The following is a 17,333-nucleotide window of genomic DNA, read 5'->3' as shown; positions in this document are numbered from 1 at the left end:
CTTATCACATATCAGCGTTCGTATTTCATATACTCGCCCCCACACGGGGGCTGTTGAGGATATGGGCGTCTTAGGCAATGCAGAGGGAACCCGTTCTATCAGACCTCCTCACCTTCCTAAGCCGCTGGAAAGCTGACGTCCTCTCCACAGACTTCGCATCCGGCGGAACTTGCCGTAGAGCCATTGAGGCGGGACAAGCCATACGCCAGAAGATTTCTGGACGTCTCGCTCGAGGGAAACCAACGGTCGGCCACCATCACCAAGCCACCGCGCCGCTCGGCCTTGTATTCCAGTGGCCGCCGAAATTCGCAAATGCTGCTCATATCGGCTATGGACCGGGCCAGATGGTGGTTTTTCAGCGTCGCGCACACGTTCAATCCTCGATGACGAGGGTGTAAAACCGCCGCGTGAGGTCAGGCGTGAGCTTGTACAGGGCATCGTGCCGGATACCGGCGATGCGGGCATGGAGCTGACCCCTCTGGAAGCTTCTATCAGAGGGGCGCGACGGCTAATAACCCGCGCACACGGAATCCGCCTCCAGCGCTGCTGCCAGTGGACCGGCCACAATCAACCCAAAGCCTGGCCGACTGGGACGCATGTGATGAAGGCGGGTAGAGATTAGCCGCGTGTGGAGAGGACGAGTTGTGGGCATCCGATGGATTTTGCGGTGGAATCTGGCTGGCTTCCGTGGTCGTGACTCCGGAGGGTGGCCATCTCCGCCCAACCACCACCCACCATGTTGTGCCCACCAGCATGGAACCCACACCAGCGATCACGGCAATGCCTTCCGGGCCAACCCACGCCATGAACAGTGCTGTGAGCGCCAAAGAAAGCTTGCCAACGGTGCCGTATGTAGCATTGTGTAAACTGTAAACTCGACTGTGAAGCTGCGGAGGTACGGTCTCCAATAGGAGCATCGTATCCCATGCGATAATGAGACCGCTGGCCATCCGCATAACGAGGAGCCATGGAAGCGCGATGTTCCATGTGTGACTGACCGCGAACAAAGTCCAGAACAGCCCTTGTAATAAGTAAGCCAAACCATAGGCATGGGGACGCCAACGGGGGCAGATCCATCGTGCCACGAGTGTTCCAAGTAAGACCCCTGCGCCGTCCGTGATATATAAGCTACTGACACCCCATCCGCCCCCATGCAATATCCGCACGCCGTAATCGGTGAGGAGCACATCATAGCTGCCCCCAATTAGTCCCCAAGCGATTCCGACGATGAGCACGCTGGACGCTGCGGGAAAGTCCCGCAGTGCCCGAAAGCCGCTGTGTACAGTGCGGCCGAAAGATTGGTGCGGCTCGGGCGGGTACTCGACCGGACGAGCCCGGGCCAGCAGAACAAGTGATGCGAGCAGCCCGCCGGAAAGCAGGCGGAGAATGGCTGCCAGGATGAGAAGGGTCATGAGCCCCCAAAGAGCCACGGTCCCCCCGAGGAGGGCGCCGACAATCGTGGTCATCCCAGTGATACTCCCCAGACGAGCATTCACGTCGGCCCATTGGGCCGGTGGCGTCACGCGGTACCGCAACTGTTGGCGACCTGTCGTCCCGGCACTACCCAAAACATTATATAGTGCGTAAAGGCCCGTCATCATAATGATATGGTGCGTCAGCAGTATGCCAATGAAGGGCAGCAGGAGTGCTTGACCAACCGAAGCGGTGGCGGCTAAACCGGGCACATCATGCCGATCGAGCCAGGCACCAACCACGGGCGCTAGGAGGAGTGACGGCAGGGTAGCCACCAAAATCACGGCGGCCATCACTGCGGCAGAATGGAGCATTACGAGCATGACAAACAGTCCGACTTGAACCATCCAGCCCGACAATCCAATCTGAACCGCAGCCCACCCGAAACGCCCAAATCCTGGGGGTCCCTTCCACGTTCGAATCATCGTTCAGCCTCCTTGCGATAGGTCGATTATAGCAATTCCTCGTGTACGCTTGGATACAACTACGCTTGGATACAACAATAGTTGGAGGTTAGGCAATCCTCACCGCACAAACAGGGACGTTAGTAACCTAAAAGGTGACCGGGCCCCACCCCTTGTGCTAAAATCTTCACCTCGAGAACTGTGCTAATCAACCTGAAACGAGCCACTCTACAGATAGGTGAAAAGTCTGGGTTAAATGACCAATTCCCGACAGCCGAGTTTATCGACGATAGTCTAGCCCTGTCCCCGCGACGAGCAAGGGAGTTTTCCCCGAGAGAATGTTTCGCCTAAAAGCGCACTCATTTTGGTAGAAAACCGCAGCAACCCTCACTTTCATAACTGTGAGGGTTGCTGCGTATAGCGGGTTCGACCTATTCACCCATCGGTGCGAAAGAGGCCTTGGATTAATTACCATGGCACAATGGCGAGATTCGAGACTAACATTTGGAATAGCCACACGACTGGCAATGCTGACAGCCTTCCTCGTAAACTAAGGTTGGAGCGTCACACATCGGACACAAATCAAGGTGCAAGGAGGTATGGCGGCCTTCCGGCTCTACAGTCCGAGCAGGAGTCCCCTCTCCGGTATGCGCCGCCGCCACTTCTATGGCCTCATTGCGGAGGTGAGATTCCAATAGCTGACCGATGGCGTCCACCACACTGAGCACCCGCCCAGGCCCAAATCCCATTTGGTTGGCACCCCCAATACCCTTGAGTTGCTCGGCCACCAATTCTAGGCGTCGTCTTGGGCTTAGGTTGCCACTCGAACGTAAGTACAGACTAATGACACGCCCTAACGACTCCATAAACGACTGCACTTCAGACCCAGCTCGTCCCAAAAGCATAAACACTTCAAAAGGATTGTCATCCACTTCATTAATCACGACGCGCGCTGTCCCTGCGGGGGTCTCCTTGCGGTATGTCCTCCCATGAATTAAGGACGGCACCGGGTACACTTCGGCCTCCGCGTTAGGAGTTGTTCCCCACGATATGGTCGCGGACTCGGAGTCCTGGGGTGTCTTCTCTTCTGCTAAGTGCAACACTTGCTCACTACGGCTTTGATCGCGATAAATCGTGACCCCCTTGCATCCGAGGTCATAAGCCAATTCATACAACCGTTCCGTATCTTCAACCGTATAGGTACTCGGCGCGTTGGCCGTCTTGGAAATACTGGAGTCTGTCCACTTCTGGATCGCCGCTTGGACGTAGACATGCTCTTCGGGGGTTAGGTCCATGGCTCCGACGAAATAAGACGGCAACTCTTCGCCCGGATGCGCAGCTTTCCACTCCGCGGCCACCGGCACATATTGCTCATCAAACCCCAAGCGCGATTGCCTAAAGTACGTCAGGGCATAATAGGGTTCAATGCCTGTACTAGTGCCGACCATCGTACCCACAGTGCCCGTGGGGGCCTGGGTTAAAATGGTGACATTGCGCACGCCGTGCTCATGGATAGCGTGACGCAGGTCGTCAGGCAGGCGCTTGATAAAACCGCTTTGAAGATACAAATCGGGATCAAATGCCGGAAAGGCCCCTTTTTCACGCGCCAACTCCACGTCGTAGGAATACGCTTCCACCGCAATAAATCGGTACAACTTCTCAATGAATTCCAAGGATTCCGGGCTGCCGTAGCGTAGTCCCAAACGAATCAAGAGTTCGCCCAGTCCCATTGTGCCCAAGCCGATGCGTCGTTCCTTTTGTTGGTTGTCGTAATTTTGTTGAAAAAAGTAGGGCGTGGCATCGACGATATCGTCAAGAAAACGTGTGCCCACCCGAACAGATTCACGCAAACCTGTCCAGTCGACATCGTGGGCCTTGGGATCATAAAACGCGGCAAGATTGACGTGTCCGAGAGTACACACACCCCAAGCGGGTAGCGGTTGTTCTGCACAAGGATTGGTGCTAATCAACGGATTAAAGTACCAGCTATTGGAATCCTTTTCGTGGCGTTCGTCAAAGACAATGCCTGGCTCTGCTGCTTGCCATGCGCCTTGAATGATTTCACGCCAAATCTTGCGAGCCTTCACGGTCTCGTATAAAACAATCGGTTTGCCTGCTTTTTTCCATGTTTCTAAATTGCCATCCCACATCGTATCATAATCGGGATCCGTCGTATCCGGAAATACCAATTGCCAATCCTCGTCGGCTTTAACTGCAGCCATAAACGCATCCGAGATGCGGACACTAATGTTAGCATTTTCCACCATACCGGGCGTCTTTTTAACTTCGATAAAGCGCCATAAATCGGGATGCCAATCTTCAATTTGCAGCATCAATGCGCCGCGGCGCGACCCGCCTTGCTCGACAAGCCCTGTTGCCCGCGAATAGAGATCCATCCAAGATACCGCCCCAGAGGAACGCCCATTGACACCCCGAACCGCAGCGCGTGACGGGCGCAAAGATGAGATATTGATACCGACGCCACCGCCCCGGCTCATAATTTCAATCATTTGCCCTAAGGTCTCGACAATGCCTTCGCGACTATCCCGCGGGCAGGGAATCACATAGCAGTTAAAATATGTCAGTTGCTGTTCGGTTCCAGCGCCGGCCCAGATGCGGCCGCCAGGAATAAAGCGCAAAGCGGCGATTTCCTGGGCAAAAGCTTGTTCTGTTTGCGCCCGGACCGCTTCTGGCTCGACTTGCGCCACGCCTTGTGCAATACGTTGAGCGACTTCATAAATGCTGCGCTCCAAAGGCCGGTCGCAGTCAGCAATCTTTCGTTCAATGAGGTCTCCTTTGGCTGGTCCCGTGAGCAACTCAATGGACAAATACCCATCGGGCAAGATGTCGCGCACAATGCCAATATCTTTCTTGGGCCACTTCGGATGCGGTTCCACCAGCGCAATGGCCAAGTCCCCCACGACAAAACTGCGGGTCGGATCCTTTACGGTATAGCGGTCTAGAAATATTTTCCAGCTCAATTCGGACGAAAATCCATGAGACAATTCCAAATGTTAACCCTCCTGATTATGATGCGGATGGATAAGGCGCTCCAATTCTTGGCGAAAGCCTTCAATATCTGTGAACTGGCGGTATACAGACGCAAAGCGGACATAGGCGACCTGATCGACCACTTGCAGCCGATTCATCACTAATTGCCCAATATGTTGGGAAGACACTTCCCCTGTGTGCTGATCGCGTACTTCCCGTTCTACTGCCTCTGCGACTTGTTCTAGTTGCTCCAAGGTTATCGGACGTTTTTCGCACGCAGTGAGCATCCCTCGTAAAATTTTGGCACGATTGAACGATTCTCGCTGCCCATCTTTTTTTACCACCCATATCGGTGCCTCTTCGATCCGCTCGTAAGACGTAAACCGCTGGTGGCACTGCAAACATTCACGTCTCCGGCGTATTTCACGCCCCTCATTCGCAGGCCGTGAATCAAGCACCTTGCTGTCAGGATACTGACACACCGGACAACGCATATTTCAAAACCCCTTTATGTAGTACTAGCTGCATTATAATACCACAATATGTGGCGCACAAAAGGATAAGATGATATTTATTGCGGAGATTCTTCGACACGCCGCGACCGCCATGCCAAAAGAAGCACCGCCGCAATAATCGACACCGCGCCTAAATCTTGAAAGCCGCGAAGGGTGACCCCTAGCCATAGAACCGACCCCGCCGTCGCCACCAAAGGTTCGGCACTGGCCACCACACTCGCTATGGCCGGAGAAATATTGCGAAGACTCGCTAAGTACAACCAAAATGCTGCTAACGTTCCGAGGAGTACCACAAAAGCGATGAGCAGAATGTCAGAAAGCGACCACCAAGGAGCGTTGGGAGACCATACCGGGGCCACCGCCTCAGACAAGATGGCACCGCCGATCATGCCCCACCCCACAATACGCGTGGAACCCCATTCGCGCAATAAAGAGCCAGGATACAACGTATAGAAGGCTAACGCTATCGCCGACGTGATGCCCCAACTCAATCCTCCGAATGAGAGGCGCAACATGCCAAATTGGCCATTGGATACGAGCAGCCAGGTCCCGCCCAACGACAGTCCCACAGCCACCATTTGCCGCCAGGCGGGCATAGTTTTAGAAGCCAGCGCCACGTACAAGATGATGAAAGCGGGCGCTGTATATTGCAATAACGTGGCGGCCGCCGCGTTGCCGTCACGGATGGCCGCCATATAGGCATATTGCACCAGCCATAAGCCAAATACCGCAAAGATCAACAGGCGCATGCGAGCCCGTGCGTCGAGTAATGGCGCCACGACGTAACGCCACCCTTTTTGGCGCCATACGACTGCGAGAATGCTGACTCCCGCAATACCCATGCGCACACTCACGAGCCATCCGGCACTTAAATGCGCGGAATCAAAGAGTTTTTGTGCAGCTACCGCCGAAAGGCCCCAAAAGACAGCCGCAATCAACGCCATCGCAAATCCGAACCCGTAAAGGGATTTTGCAGGGATCAGCGATGGCGAATGGTCTGTGGTCGCCATAACCGTTCCTCATCCTTTAGAAGCCTACAACCGTGTCTCAGTCATGCGGCTTGGATAGTATGTGATAGCCGTAGTAGCCAAACCCAATGATCAGGAAAATGCCCAACCATAACGTTCCGCTTCCCACCAATCCGCCGGCTGTTAGCAAGACCCCCACGATTTCTCCCCATTTGACCCATTTTAGCCGCGGCCGTTGCCGTTCTAATGTTGTCCATCTCCTCGTCAGCATCGTGCCATCTCCTTTTTGGATTTACTGCCCGAACGCGAACGGAACCATACCAATATTGCCGGACAACGTCGCCATCAAAAAGCCACGGGGAAAGATGATCGGCGCCGCCGGGCCAATCGGACCAAGCCCCAGTTGTTGGCTACGGACAATCGTCCCTGATGAGGCCTGCATTTCCATAACCACGCCATTATGCAGCCCTATCCATAAGTACGGACCACTGGCCACGGGGTTCGCGGTCAGACTCGCGGGCAAAGACCGTGCCCAGACCAGACGGCCCGTGACCGCATTGTATGCCCGCAGGGTCTTTGCCGCAGGGTTTCCGATAAAGACTAGTCCCCCATGCACAAAGGGAATCCCTTCTTCTTCTTGGTCTAGTCCTAAATAGCCGCCTCCGGTAATCGTGGACCACAAAATCCGCCCACTACGCGCATTGAGTGCAAACAATCGATTGTCAAGCCATGTTCGGCCTCCGGTTACATTCACTATACGAGGGACGCCTGCAATATACAATATCCCCTTTACGACGATCGGACTGCAATCCGACAGCCCGCTTGCCACCGGAATATTTTTGGCCCACACAATGTGGCGTGTCGCGACATTAATGGCCCACACGGTCGAACGCGTAGCAGGATAGGATTTCATATAAACATTCGTGGCAACATAAAGAATATGACCCACGATAACGGGCGAGGACATGCTGTCAAAGCCCCCTAAAAACAGAGACCACATTAGGTGCCCATTGTTGGCATTTAGCGCAATTAGGCGTCCCCCGCCCGTCACTTCATAGACTACGCCGTCTTGTATGACCGGAGTCGGCATGTCCTCACCGTGCGTGGGGGTGAACCACAGTTCTTTCCCTGTAGCTCGACTCAAGGCCATGACACCATTTGTTCCTGAGCCTCGAATCCATCCTTGCCGTGATGAAAATTCTCGAAATGCATTATTCCCTAACCCCACAATCACGCGGGATTTGGTCACAAGCGGTGTGGTCATCACCATATTGGGGACAACATCAGACCACAAGCGTTTGCCGGTTTGCAAATTCCACGCGACCACCGCGCCCCCATTGGATCCTGCGTAGGCATCATGCCCCACGACAGCCGGTTGATCAACCACTGCGCCATTCAGATGTAACACATACCCCGTGGCTAAAGGCTCAGACTTGGGCCATGTCCACGCCGTGTCATGCGTGGCACCCGCCTCAAACGCCGTCCAAGTCGAGGGTACCGACACGGACGTGGACCAACGGCCAAAGGCCGCAAAAGATGATACCGAGGTAGGCACGGGCACATGGGACACGGGTTTGGGCTTGGCATTCCATGTGGGCGACCAAATTATACGATGGTAGAATCCCGTAGGCATGGCCAGTCCCACCCATAAGGGGAAAAGATAGGCCGTAGAGCTCCCTAAGGCTCCAATAATCAGAAGAGACCCCACACGGGCAAACCGTGTACGGAGCTGCCATAGGGCCATCAACCCCGACGCCAGGGCCATAATCAGCATAGGCATCATGGACAAAAAATAATAATTAAACTTCGACCGGGGCGTTAATAGCCATGTGCCATAAAAGACGAAGAGCCACACGACGAAAAAGATAGTCACCGGCCGCGTCCTGTGCTGACGAATATCTTGCACCACGAGCATCATCAGTCCCAGCAATCCCAACCAAATAACCAAAGGATTGGAAAAGGCTAAGAGACGAATCGTGGCGTGCGCTTGGGTGATCCACAAATACGCGGTGGGTCGAGGTAAGAGCATCCAGGTCCACGCATTAGCTGTCCACGGGTGGTAAAAGCGTAACGTCCACATATTTTTGAGAATCAGCCACTGCAATTTGCCCCATGCCTCAAACACATTACGCGGCAACCATGTCTGATGAAAACCACTAGGAAAGGCGTAGGCATACGTAAGAAAATAGGTCACCAACGGAATAATGGTCATCGACAAGGCGATCAATAAGCGGCGTGGGGATCGCTGAACATGGCGCCATGACCATGCCAACACAATCCATGCCATTAAAATCGTTTGCGCTCCAATCCACTTAGCCGAAAATCCCAAACCCAAGCTGATCCCAAATCCCCACAAGGTGACACGGGACACACTTGCGTCTTGGCGTATGCGTGCCCAAATGGTCCACAACCAATATAAATTGAAAACCACGAAAGGAAAAGCAATGGAATCGAGCAAGGCCACACGACTGGTGCTGACCATAAGGCCATCCACCGCGCTCAATGCGGCAGCAATGCCAGCGGTCCAGCGGTTATCAAAAAGCGCCATCGCGAACAAATAAATAACAAGCGGCACCAACGACCCTAGGAAGGCACCAGGCAACCGCCAAGCCCATGGGTGATTGCCAAAGAGCCAAATCGAGGCTGCAATGACTTCCTTAGCGAACGGTGGAGCCGACAACAAATTTGGATCAATGCCATAGACTAGGTGCGGAACAAGTACGGGAGGCTTGCGGTGAAGCAATACATCAGCGGCCGTCACGTAATAATACTCATCATAAATGAGTCCATGATACGCCCCTAAACCAATGAACCGGGCCAAAAAAGCCACGACCTCAATGGCGGCAAGAATTCCCCACTGGGGTCGTAGGCTCGGAATAATTGTTGTCTTGTGATTAACTTTGGCGTAAGAAAGCGACGAGAACACATCCTTCTAGGCCTTAAACGTTGCCCTTGGTTCTACTAATGATGATGGTTAGAGTATAACGCCAGCATCGTGGAACTTTCGAGCGGTAGATTGTGGCGTTATTGCCACCACCGCAAAAAGGGCGTCACCAAACGCTCCAGATTCGGCCGGGTAATATCATCGCCTTCCAGTCCAAAGAACAGCGACACCCAGTACCAACGCCACTCAGGCAGCGTCTCGAGATAGTGCAAAACGTCTGGTACTGACGTAGATTGCGCGACGCCTCCCACTACCCCCATGTCAAAGACCGGTTCGGCCAATTCCAATTGGCCGTGTTCGTGAATACGCCAATGAAACGCATGTTTAAAGGGTCCTACGAGCGGTGTAAAGCCAGGCACTAAGCCATTGGTGACCGATACCCATAAATGCACGGGCAATTGACCGACCAATGAAAAGAATGTTTCACGGAATTCCCCATCGTGACTTAGCGCCATAAAGGGCCAAGGCTCATACATGATAAAGCGAGTTGGCACATTGTACGCTCGCGCTTCCGGGCTCAACCCTTTGTCCAGTCGGTACCCGACCCGCTCGACCGATCCCCGTTGACTCACACCTACCTTGAACGCGCCAAGATCGCGTGACAATGCCCTAGGCGCTGCCCACCATTCCTGGCCGTCCGGAAATGCGATGGTCTCTTCGATTACCGGCGATGCTTCTGCTCGCATTAAGATCTCTTGGACCACATCAATCGTGCGTTCACGATTTTTCGTTGCCGTCATTGTCCACGGTCTAATTTGCCTTGATGGCGCGATTTGGTGCCCACGGTTTCACGTCCGGGACACACATCCAAGAAATTAGACCTTCCTCCTCTCGGCGCTAGACTCGACCGCAGTCGGTCTCTTATCCCAACAGTCTTTGGTGTTCAATTTTTATACAGTGGTCTTCCACGACCGCTAAGCCCGCGGCTTCCGCGATGCTGCGCGCGACCTCGTTGGCAATGCCCAATTGCAGCCATAAGGCCTTAGCACCAATGCGCACCGCACTCTCGGCAACAGGCGGCGTATCTTCCGCTTTACGAAAGACATCGACCACATCTACAGGAAACGGAATATCTTCTAACCGGGCATAAACGCGCTCCCCTAAAATGGTCTCTTCACGCGGATAGACCGGCACGATGCGGTATCCGTGGTTTTGCAAATATTGAGCGACCTGATAGCTGGCGCGGTCGGGCTTGGGAGATAATCCGACTACGGCTACGGTATGGCTCTGCTCTAATAATTCGCGCATCATTTCATCCGTCATTTTCACCATCTCCCCTCTTGGCGTAAAGGTCGTTCTGTTTGATGACAAAACCTCGCGTTAATCAATAGGGGTCAACCATGACCGGTAGGCGTCGCTTTCGCCACGCACCACTTGGTTGTACAAGGATTGCAACTGCTGCGTAATTTTGCCTATGGTGCCGTCTCCAACCATCCGGTGATCAATACGCGTAATGGGAGAAATTTGCACACCCGTGCCCACTAAAAATAACTCATCGGCAACATAAAGTTCCGATCGGTCGATTGTGCGACTCGCCGCCGGTATGCCCAAGTCGTGGGCGAGCTGCATAATGGTTTGACGGGTAATGCCTTCCAAAATATTTTCACTAATATCCGGCGTAATTAACATGCCCTCGCGGACCATAAAAAAGTTGGCGGCACTCCCTTCAGCTACATGACCAGCCTCCGTAAGAAAGATCGCATCATCAAATCCGGCCAGATGCGCATCGGTGACCGCCAAAGCGGTATTGACGTAAGATCCCGTAACTTTAGCCCGCGACGGAATGGCGTTGTCTTCTAGCCGGCGCCATGACGAGACCGCGACATGAATGCCTGAAGTCGGTAGATAGTCTCCCAAAGGAACCGCGAACACGCCAAATTCATCGCGAATGCCTTCCAACGTGACTTTAATGACGGGATCCGCTTTAAATGCCAAGGGCCTAATATAAACATCTTCATGAAAGTTTTGTTGAGCCAGAAGCTGGACCGTGCGCTCCATCATCTCGTCCACACTATGGCCTGGGTCAATACGCATAATTTGGCATGACCGTGCAAAGCGCTCATAGTGTTCCCGCAACCGAAAAATGTACAATTTGTCCTGTTCGCGATTGTGGTAGGCACGAATGCCCTCAAAACATCCCGTGCCATAATTCAGTCCATGAGTGGCAATGGACACGGTAGCCTCTTCAAGCGGCAAAAACCGGTGATGAAAATACGCCAATGGCATGATAATCCTCCCAACGCAATAAAGTTGAGATAATGATATCATGGATTGTCTTGTGTCGGGGACGTCATGTTAGGCCATTCCACTTCCTGCCAGACCAATGCCTCTTTGAGAGTGGTTAGAATTTTACGCAGAATTTTGGTATGATTACATCACCAAGTGATACCCCGTTCCGTGCCAGAAAGGAGCCGACCGTGTCCAAGAAGCCAATCTCTTTTAAAGACCATAGTCGCAAGCGCCATATGGAGAAGCTCTATCAACGTAAAGCCCGCCGACAGCCGCGGGAATGGGACGATTTCTTGGATTACTGGCACTACTTTTTGCGCAACCCCTTTCAGGTCGCAAGCCAAGGACCGTGGACTGACCGGATGCTGTGGAGCAATGCCATTGTCGCGGGCATATTGGCGGCCCTGCGCGTGGTGGCCTTTATTGGATTTCACGTGATGTTCATGTTAAGTGCTGTCATTAACACGCTCTTTATCGCATTTTTGTTTTATTATGGACTAACATGGGTCATTGTCTGGGTCTTGAACCGCACCGAACCTGGTCGCCGCTCCTATGCCGTAGATACCATTCGGGTTCAAGCCATTGTCTATTCCGGTTGGCTGATTGTCTTAACGCTCATCAGTTGGATTCCTATATCTGGCCTCGTGTATTTGGCTGGAGCCATTTTAGTGATTTTAGGCATTCGGGCTGTCCATCAGTTATATGGCGTGAGCTGGCCGCGTGCTGTCTCTAGCATGTTAGCGGGGTCTGTGAGCATGATCGCGATTATCATGATTTTGAATCACTTAGCTGCGTTGTAACGGTGCCAAGTGACCCCCGAACCGCCGCTCCCTATTAAGCGCCCAACAGCCCTAAGGCCCACCCAATCGCAGCACCAACGGTTGCCGACAATGATGCTAAAATCGCAAATTGCAAACTGCTCTTCCATAGCGCACTCCCGGTAAATTTTCCTTTTAACGCACCAACCACGAGCGCAGCCATAATCGAGAGAGCCCACGCCAAATCACGTGCCCAAATGGTTGAGATGGGTAGCAAAAAAGGAATGATTGGGGGGCTTGATCCGACCACAACAGCCACAGCCATCGTGATCGCGTTGACAAGCGGGGTTTCTTCATGACTCGGATGAACGCCCAAGGCCTCTCGCACCATAAACTTCAGCCAACGAGGTCGACTTGCGGTAATGGTTTTACGCACATCGGGGATCACCGGATCGGGAATTCCGATGTCTTCCAATAAATCCTCAACTTCCTCGGCTTCTTGGTGTGGTCGCCGTGCGATATCTTCTTGTTGCTGGCGAATTTGTTGCCGCACCCAGTCATTTTGCGATGTCGTCGCCAGATACGACCCCACACTCATCGACACCATGGCTGCTCCCACGGACGATAGCCCGGCAATAATTATAGACCCATGCGATTGATGGGAGAGCGCCTCACCTGATACTAACCCTACCGTGGCCACTAATCCATCATTCACCCCAAAAATTGCTTCACGCAACAACACCCGGAAGTTTAAAGACAGCCGGGGACGGCGTCCCCCAGCCTTCAGTCCATCGCGTACTCGTCCCCCACGCAGTTTGGTTGACATGCCAACACTCCTTCTGCCAAGAGTGTCTGACGAAAGTCTGGCCCTTATTCAGGTTCTTGACATGCCATCTGTATAATGCGCACCTCATAGTCATTCATGTGTCCGGCAGGTAATGCCTCAATGGGCCACCAACGAAGGTCTAACAGCTCATGCGCATCAGGTGCCAACGTCACGTCCGGCGCCAGAAGCTTCACCGTATAATAAAAACGGAGCGAGTGATAGGGATGGCTAAAAAACGCAATGAAGTTTTCTTGCATTTCGAGAAAGCGCTGAACACTTACCGTAATCCCGGTTTCTTCCAAGAATTCACGGGCCAATCCGTCCGCCAACGTTTCCCATGGTTCTATCCCGCCCCCAGGCAAATCCCATTTTTCGCTAAAACGCGACTGGGAGAGCAGAACCTGGTGATTGTGACATAACACGCCATACGCGGCAGGGCGGAAGCGAATGCTTTCCGGCGCAAATTCGTGATCGTGGCCATATAAGTCGGGGCAGGTAATCATATGAGCAGGGGGTTTAGAGCGCGCCATCAGGACTTCCTCCTTGTGTGGGCTGCGAAGATGCGGCAGCACGCGCTGCCGCGCGTTCTAAATAGGTGGCAAGATGCTCAACCTGGACCGAGTGGTCTCCAGCTTGTTCTGCACCCCACCGCATTTGCAAGTGACAACCGGGGTTATTGACGAGGATCCGGTTCGGTCGTAACGCAGTAATGTCTGCCATCTTGGCCGTTACAATCGCCAACGCCCACTCTTGGTGCTCAATATTATAGGTGCCAGCCGATCCACAACACCGGTCTTGCCCGGGATAACCGACAAATTGATCACCTGGCACACTGCTGGCTAACGCCGCCGCATCATCTCCCGCATGCTCGACATTGACCAGGTGGCATGAATTTTGCAATACAACCCGTTCGCCAGACCCAGCAAGCGGTATCGCCTGCGGCTGCTGACGCAATACGGTCGACCAATCTCTTACGCGTTGACTAAACCGTTGGGCTCGGGTGGCCCACTGCTCGTCATGTTCAAAAAGCTCTCCATACTCGGACAGCATCGCGCCACATCCGCCCGCTGTGTTGACAACAAGGACATCCCCTGTCGCCTCAAACGCGAGAATATTGGCTTTGGCCATCGCCACGGCTTCCTCGCGTTGCCCAGCATGCAGGTGTAAGGCGCCGCAACACCCTTGGCCCTGCGGCGTGACCACTGCTAGTCCCGCACGTTGCAGGAGATTTTGCGCAGCACGGTTTGCATCGGGAAAAATTGCCGACATTACGCATCCTTCAAAGAATGCGACGTCCGGTTTCTTTGAGGGAATAGGCGAGACCGGCTCGGCAACTGCCGCCTGGTAGCCCGTCAATGGCAACAAAGGCTGCAAGGCACGAGGCATTGGCCATTTCCGAAAGGTGTGCCCAATGCCTGCTAAGCGGCGCAGCCGTCTAGGATGTTTGACGGTTCCGAGAATTTGGCGAGTGGCCCAACTGAGCCGACGAGGACGATGCTGAGCCAACGCGGTACGCCCTGCCTCCAAAATCCGGTGATACCGCACCCCCGATGGACAAGCTGTCTCACAGGCGCGGCACGACAAACAATAGCTCAACGACTCCTCAATACCCTGGCCCCATTCAATTTCTTGACGCGTGGCGGCTTCCACCATCGCAATCCTGCCGCGAGGGGAATGGAGCTCACTGCCGGTGAGTTGATAGGTGGGACACGCTGGTAGACAAAAGCCACACTTATTACAATGGTCAATTTCGCTCAAAATGCTGTTGCGTGCCACTGATTGCATTGCTGTATCCCCCTTTTATGTGCGGGATTTTGATGGTCCAAAAATGCCATCCGGATCGAAGACGTGTCTGATCCGGTCTTGGGTAGCGTCCCATCCGTCCGTGGGTTGTTGCCAATACTGCCCCTCACTAATTCGGCGGCTCAACCCCTCAAGATTGAGCGGCACGTCATTGGGCCCCGCAAAGATTTCATAGGCGCCTGAGGCCGGATACACAATAAACAGATGGTCCAACGCGACGCGGTTTATGACGTGGCTTAAGTGTGTCGGCAAAACCCCGCCTTCGGCATAGGTACCATGTTGTAGAGCCTGTTGCCATAACCGAGTGCGTTCATCTTCCCACGAAACCCATGCGTCGTCCTCCAGCCACGTCCACGTCAAGCCCGCTTCCCGCCCTTGTCCCTCCACCCACGCCTTGATCGGTTCTGCACCTGGGCTTTCGTGGGCGATCCATAACTGCGCCTGACCGGGCTTGAGCCGCGTGATGACCACCCCATCGGGTCGGCTAGCGCTCGTTCCAAATTGCAAAGCCATGTCCAGTAATCGATCGACCGTATCACTTTGCGTGTATCCTAGCAGGCGCTGTGGTGCTAGCGGCCGTAACCGCAAGATAGCCTTAGAGATAAGACCTAAGCGACCCCATGAGCCGATCGCAAGCTTTGTTACATCGTATCCGGCCACATTTTTCATCGTTTTGCGGCCAAAACGCAAAATCTGTCCTCGCCCATCGATCCATTCCACACCCAATACCACATCCCGCCAGCCTAGCAAATACGCGTGGCGCCAGTTCCTGGCGTTGGCAGCAATCATCCCGCCGACCGTTGTCTTGGGGCTACTATAGGGAAGAAACGGACTCTGCAACCCTTCGTGCCGCAGCCACTGTGCAAGCTCCGATGCGCTCATCCCAGCCTCAACTTCCACCGTCAAATTGTCTTTATCAAAATCCACAATCTGGCGCAAATGCGACGTGCTTAGCGGCGTCGTCAGGGGGCGGCCGGTCATGGCCCAGCCCGTAAAGTAGCCTCCGACGCTAAGTTGTATACCCGCTTGGCGCGCGTCCATGACTGCCTGGCTGGCCTCTTGGGCCGTGTTGGGCGTCCATGTGTGATCTGAAGGTTCTTCCCAATGGGGATCTGAAGGGCGCACAGGAGGCGGTAGCACGACTTTGAGGGGATTCAAGACCCCGTTGGGGTCAAACGCGTGTTTGAGATCGGACATCGTTTGCCGTTCCCGAGGTCCATACATCAGCGCCAAATTTTCCAACTTGTCAATGCCAATACCATGCTCCCCCGTGATCGCTCCCCCACGGTTGACACACGCCGCTAAAATGTCGTGATCCGCTTGGCGCATCCGCGCCACTTCGTCGGCATTTGCCGGGTCATAGGTAATGATAGGGTGAAGATTGCCATCGCCAGCATGGGCCGAGCAGAAAATATTAAAGCCATGGTGCTGTCCAATGACAATGACGTCGCGCATCATCTCGGCCAACAAAGGCCTTGGAACGGTCACATCTTGAATCCATAAGTGGGGCGCTATGCGAGCCGCCGCTCCATAATGAGCACGGCGCCCTTTCCAGAGGGCGTCGGCTTCTAGCGCGCTCTGGGCAATGCGGAATTCGTGGGCTCCGCCTTGCGCGGCGATGTCAGCAATCGCGGCCGTTTGGGCCTGTACCACGGCAGAAGGGCCGTCCACTTCAATTAACAAGACGGCGCCCGCATCTACAGGATAGCCAGCGTGCACAAACGATTCCACAATTTCCAACGATTTCTTATCTAACAGTTCCAGCGTGGAGGGAACGATGTGGTGCGCAATAATGGCAGAGACGGTGTGCAAAGCCTCGTCGACCGACGCGAACACCGCTAGCATCGTGGCCGTCTGTTCAGGTTGCGGGGCGATTTGCGCCGTGATTTGTGTCACAATGGCCATGGTCCCTTCGGACCCTGTTAAAAGACCCGTGATGTCCAAGCCTACACGGTAATCGCGTGCCGTTGGTGTCAAGAGGCGGCGACCGTCGGCTAACACCACTTCCAACTGGATAATGTGATTGACGGTCACGCCGTATTTCACGCAATGTGGGCCCCCCGAGTTCTCGGCCACGTTGCCGCCTAATGTAGAGATCCGGTGACTAGCGGGATCTGGGGGATAAAAGAAATGCCACGACTGAAGCGCCACTTGCAGATCAGCATTAATCACTCCAGGCTCGACCACGGCTTGACGGTTTAGGACATCAACATGGCGGATGTGGTTCATGCGCGTCAACGACAAAATAAGGCCCCCTAGGACAGGCGTTGTTCCGCCGCTCAGGTTAGACGAAGAGCCCCTTGCCAAAATATAGACGCCTTGGGCTGCCGCGATTTGAACCGCTGTTTCGACCTCTTGAGCCGATCGCCCGACGCAACCTGGCAAATGGTTCTTCCAGCACACAAAACAAAAGCCTACCCAA

Annotated in this window: 15 protein-coding genes; 1 reads left to right on the top strand and 14 read right to left on the bottom strand. The window is 54.0% G+C overall.

What is annotated here, in order from left to right; translation table 11 throughout:
* Positions 1-116: 116 nt before the first annotated feature.
* From ORD20_RS07985 to ORD20_RS07940, 10 genes are all read right to left on the bottom strand, one after another.
* Entirely contained in the window at positions 117-371 is a 255-nt protein-coding gene (locus ORD20_RS07985) for a hypothetical protein (RefSeq protein ID WP_430626070.1), read from the bottom strand.
* Positions 372-491: 120 nt separating this feature from the next.
* On the bottom strand, positions 492-1,898 hold the full coding sequence (locus tag ORD20_RS07980) for an MFS transporter (protein WP_103376838.1): 1,407 nt from the start codon (positions 1,896-1,898) through the stop codon (positions 492-494).
* 476 nt (positions 1,899-2,374) lie between these two features.
* Entirely contained in the window at positions 2,375-4,888 is a 2,514-nt protein-coding gene (locus ORD20_RS07975; RefSeq protein WP_103376839.1) for an adenosylcobalamin-dependent ribonucleoside-diphosphate reductase, read from the bottom strand.
* A gap of 3 nt (positions 4,889-4,891) precedes the next feature.
* Positions 4,892-5,362: a transcriptional regulator NrdR gene (gene nrdR / locus ORD20_RS07970; RefSeq protein WP_103376840.1), complete on the bottom strand. Its 471-nt coding sequence runs from the start codon at positions 5,360-5,362 to the stop codon at positions 4,892-4,894.
* A 77-nt stretch (positions 5,363-5,439) separates the two neighbouring features.
* Positions 5,440-6,393: a DMT family transporter gene (locus tag ORD20_RS07965; protein WP_103376841.1), complete on the bottom strand. Its 954-nt coding sequence runs from the start codon at positions 6,391-6,393 to the stop codon at positions 5,440-5,442.
* A gap of 37 nt (positions 6,394-6,430) precedes the next feature.
* The gene (locus ORD20_RS07960; RefSeq protein ID WP_103376842.1) at positions 6,431-6,622 is read right to left on the bottom strand and encodes a hypothetical protein; all 192 of its coding nucleotides are present in this window, start codon (positions 6,620-6,622) and stop codon (positions 6,431-6,433) included.
* A 21-nt stretch (positions 6,623-6,643) separates the two neighbouring features.
* Positions 6,644-9,277 (bottom strand): PQQ-binding-like beta-propeller repeat protein, encoded by a 2,634-nt coding sequence (locus tag ORD20_RS07955; protein ID WP_103376843.1) that lies wholly within the window; start codon positions 9,275-9,277, stop codon positions 6,644-6,646.
* A 98-nt stretch (positions 9,278-9,375) separates the two neighbouring features.
* The gene (locus ORD20_RS07950; protein ID WP_103376844.1) at positions 9,376-10,035 is read right to left on the bottom strand and encodes a hypothetical protein; all 660 of its coding nucleotides are present in this window, start codon (positions 10,033-10,035) and stop codon (positions 9,376-9,378) included.
* A 121-nt stretch (positions 10,036-10,156) separates the two neighbouring features.
* Positions 10,157-10,558 (bottom strand): CoA-binding protein, encoded by a 402-nt coding sequence (locus ORD20_RS07945; protein WP_103376996.1) that lies wholly within the window; start codon positions 10,556-10,558, stop codon positions 10,157-10,159.
* Positions 10,559-10,615: 57 nt separating this feature from the next.
* Positions 10,616-11,521: a branched-chain amino acid transaminase gene (locus ORD20_RS07940; protein ID WP_103376845.1), complete on the bottom strand. Its 906-nt coding sequence runs from the start codon at positions 11,519-11,521 to the stop codon at positions 10,616-10,618.
* Positions 11,522-11,712: 191 nt separating this feature from the next.
* On the opposite strand from ORD20_RS07940, the gene ORD20_RS07935 reads away from it, so the two are divergent.
* Positions 11,713-12,324: a hypothetical protein gene (locus ORD20_RS07935; RefSeq protein WP_103376846.1), complete on the top strand. Its 612-nt coding sequence runs from the start codon at positions 11,713-11,715 to the stop codon at positions 12,322-12,324.
* Positions 12,325-12,358: 34 nt separating this feature from the next.
* Here ORD20_RS07935 and ORD20_RS07930 read toward each other — a convergent pair whose 3' ends face one another.
* From ORD20_RS07930 to ORD20_RS07915, 4 genes are read right to left on the bottom strand one after another with little or no spacing between them, the layout of a single operon-like run.
* Positions 12,359-13,108, bottom strand: coding sequence for a VIT1/CCC1 transporter family protein (locus tag ORD20_RS07930; RefSeq protein ID WP_103376847.1), 750 nt, complete (start codon positions 13,106-13,108; stop codon positions 12,359-12,361).
* A 44-nt stretch (positions 13,109-13,152) separates the two neighbouring features.
* Positions 13,153-13,638 (bottom strand): NUDIX hydrolase, encoded by a 486-nt coding sequence (locus tag ORD20_RS07925; protein ID WP_103376848.1) that lies wholly within the window; start codon positions 13,636-13,638, stop codon positions 13,153-13,155.
* Positions 13,625-14,893, bottom strand: a complete 1,269-nt coding sequence (locus ORD20_RS07920; RefSeq protein WP_103376849.1) for a (Fe-S)-binding protein — start codon at positions 14,891-14,893, stop codon at positions 13,625-13,627. Before ORD20_RS07920 ends, ORD20_RS07925 begins: the two co-directional genes overlap by 14 nt.
* Before the next feature lie 15 nt (positions 14,894-14,908).
* Positions 14,909-17,296, bottom strand: coding sequence for an FAD-binding oxidoreductase (locus tag ORD20_RS07915; RefSeq protein ID WP_430626069.1), 2,388 nt, complete (start codon positions 17,294-17,296; stop codon positions 14,909-14,911).
* Positions 17,297-17,333 lie beyond the last annotated feature (37 nt).

It is taken from the genome of Sulfobacillus thermotolerans (genome assembly GCF_039623705.1).
Taxonomy (GTDB): domain Bacteria; phylum Bacillota; class Sulfobacillia; order Sulfobacillales; family Sulfobacillaceae; genus Sulfobacillus; species Sulfobacillus thermotolerans.
This window is presented reverse-complemented; position numbering and strand designations above follow the sequence as displayed.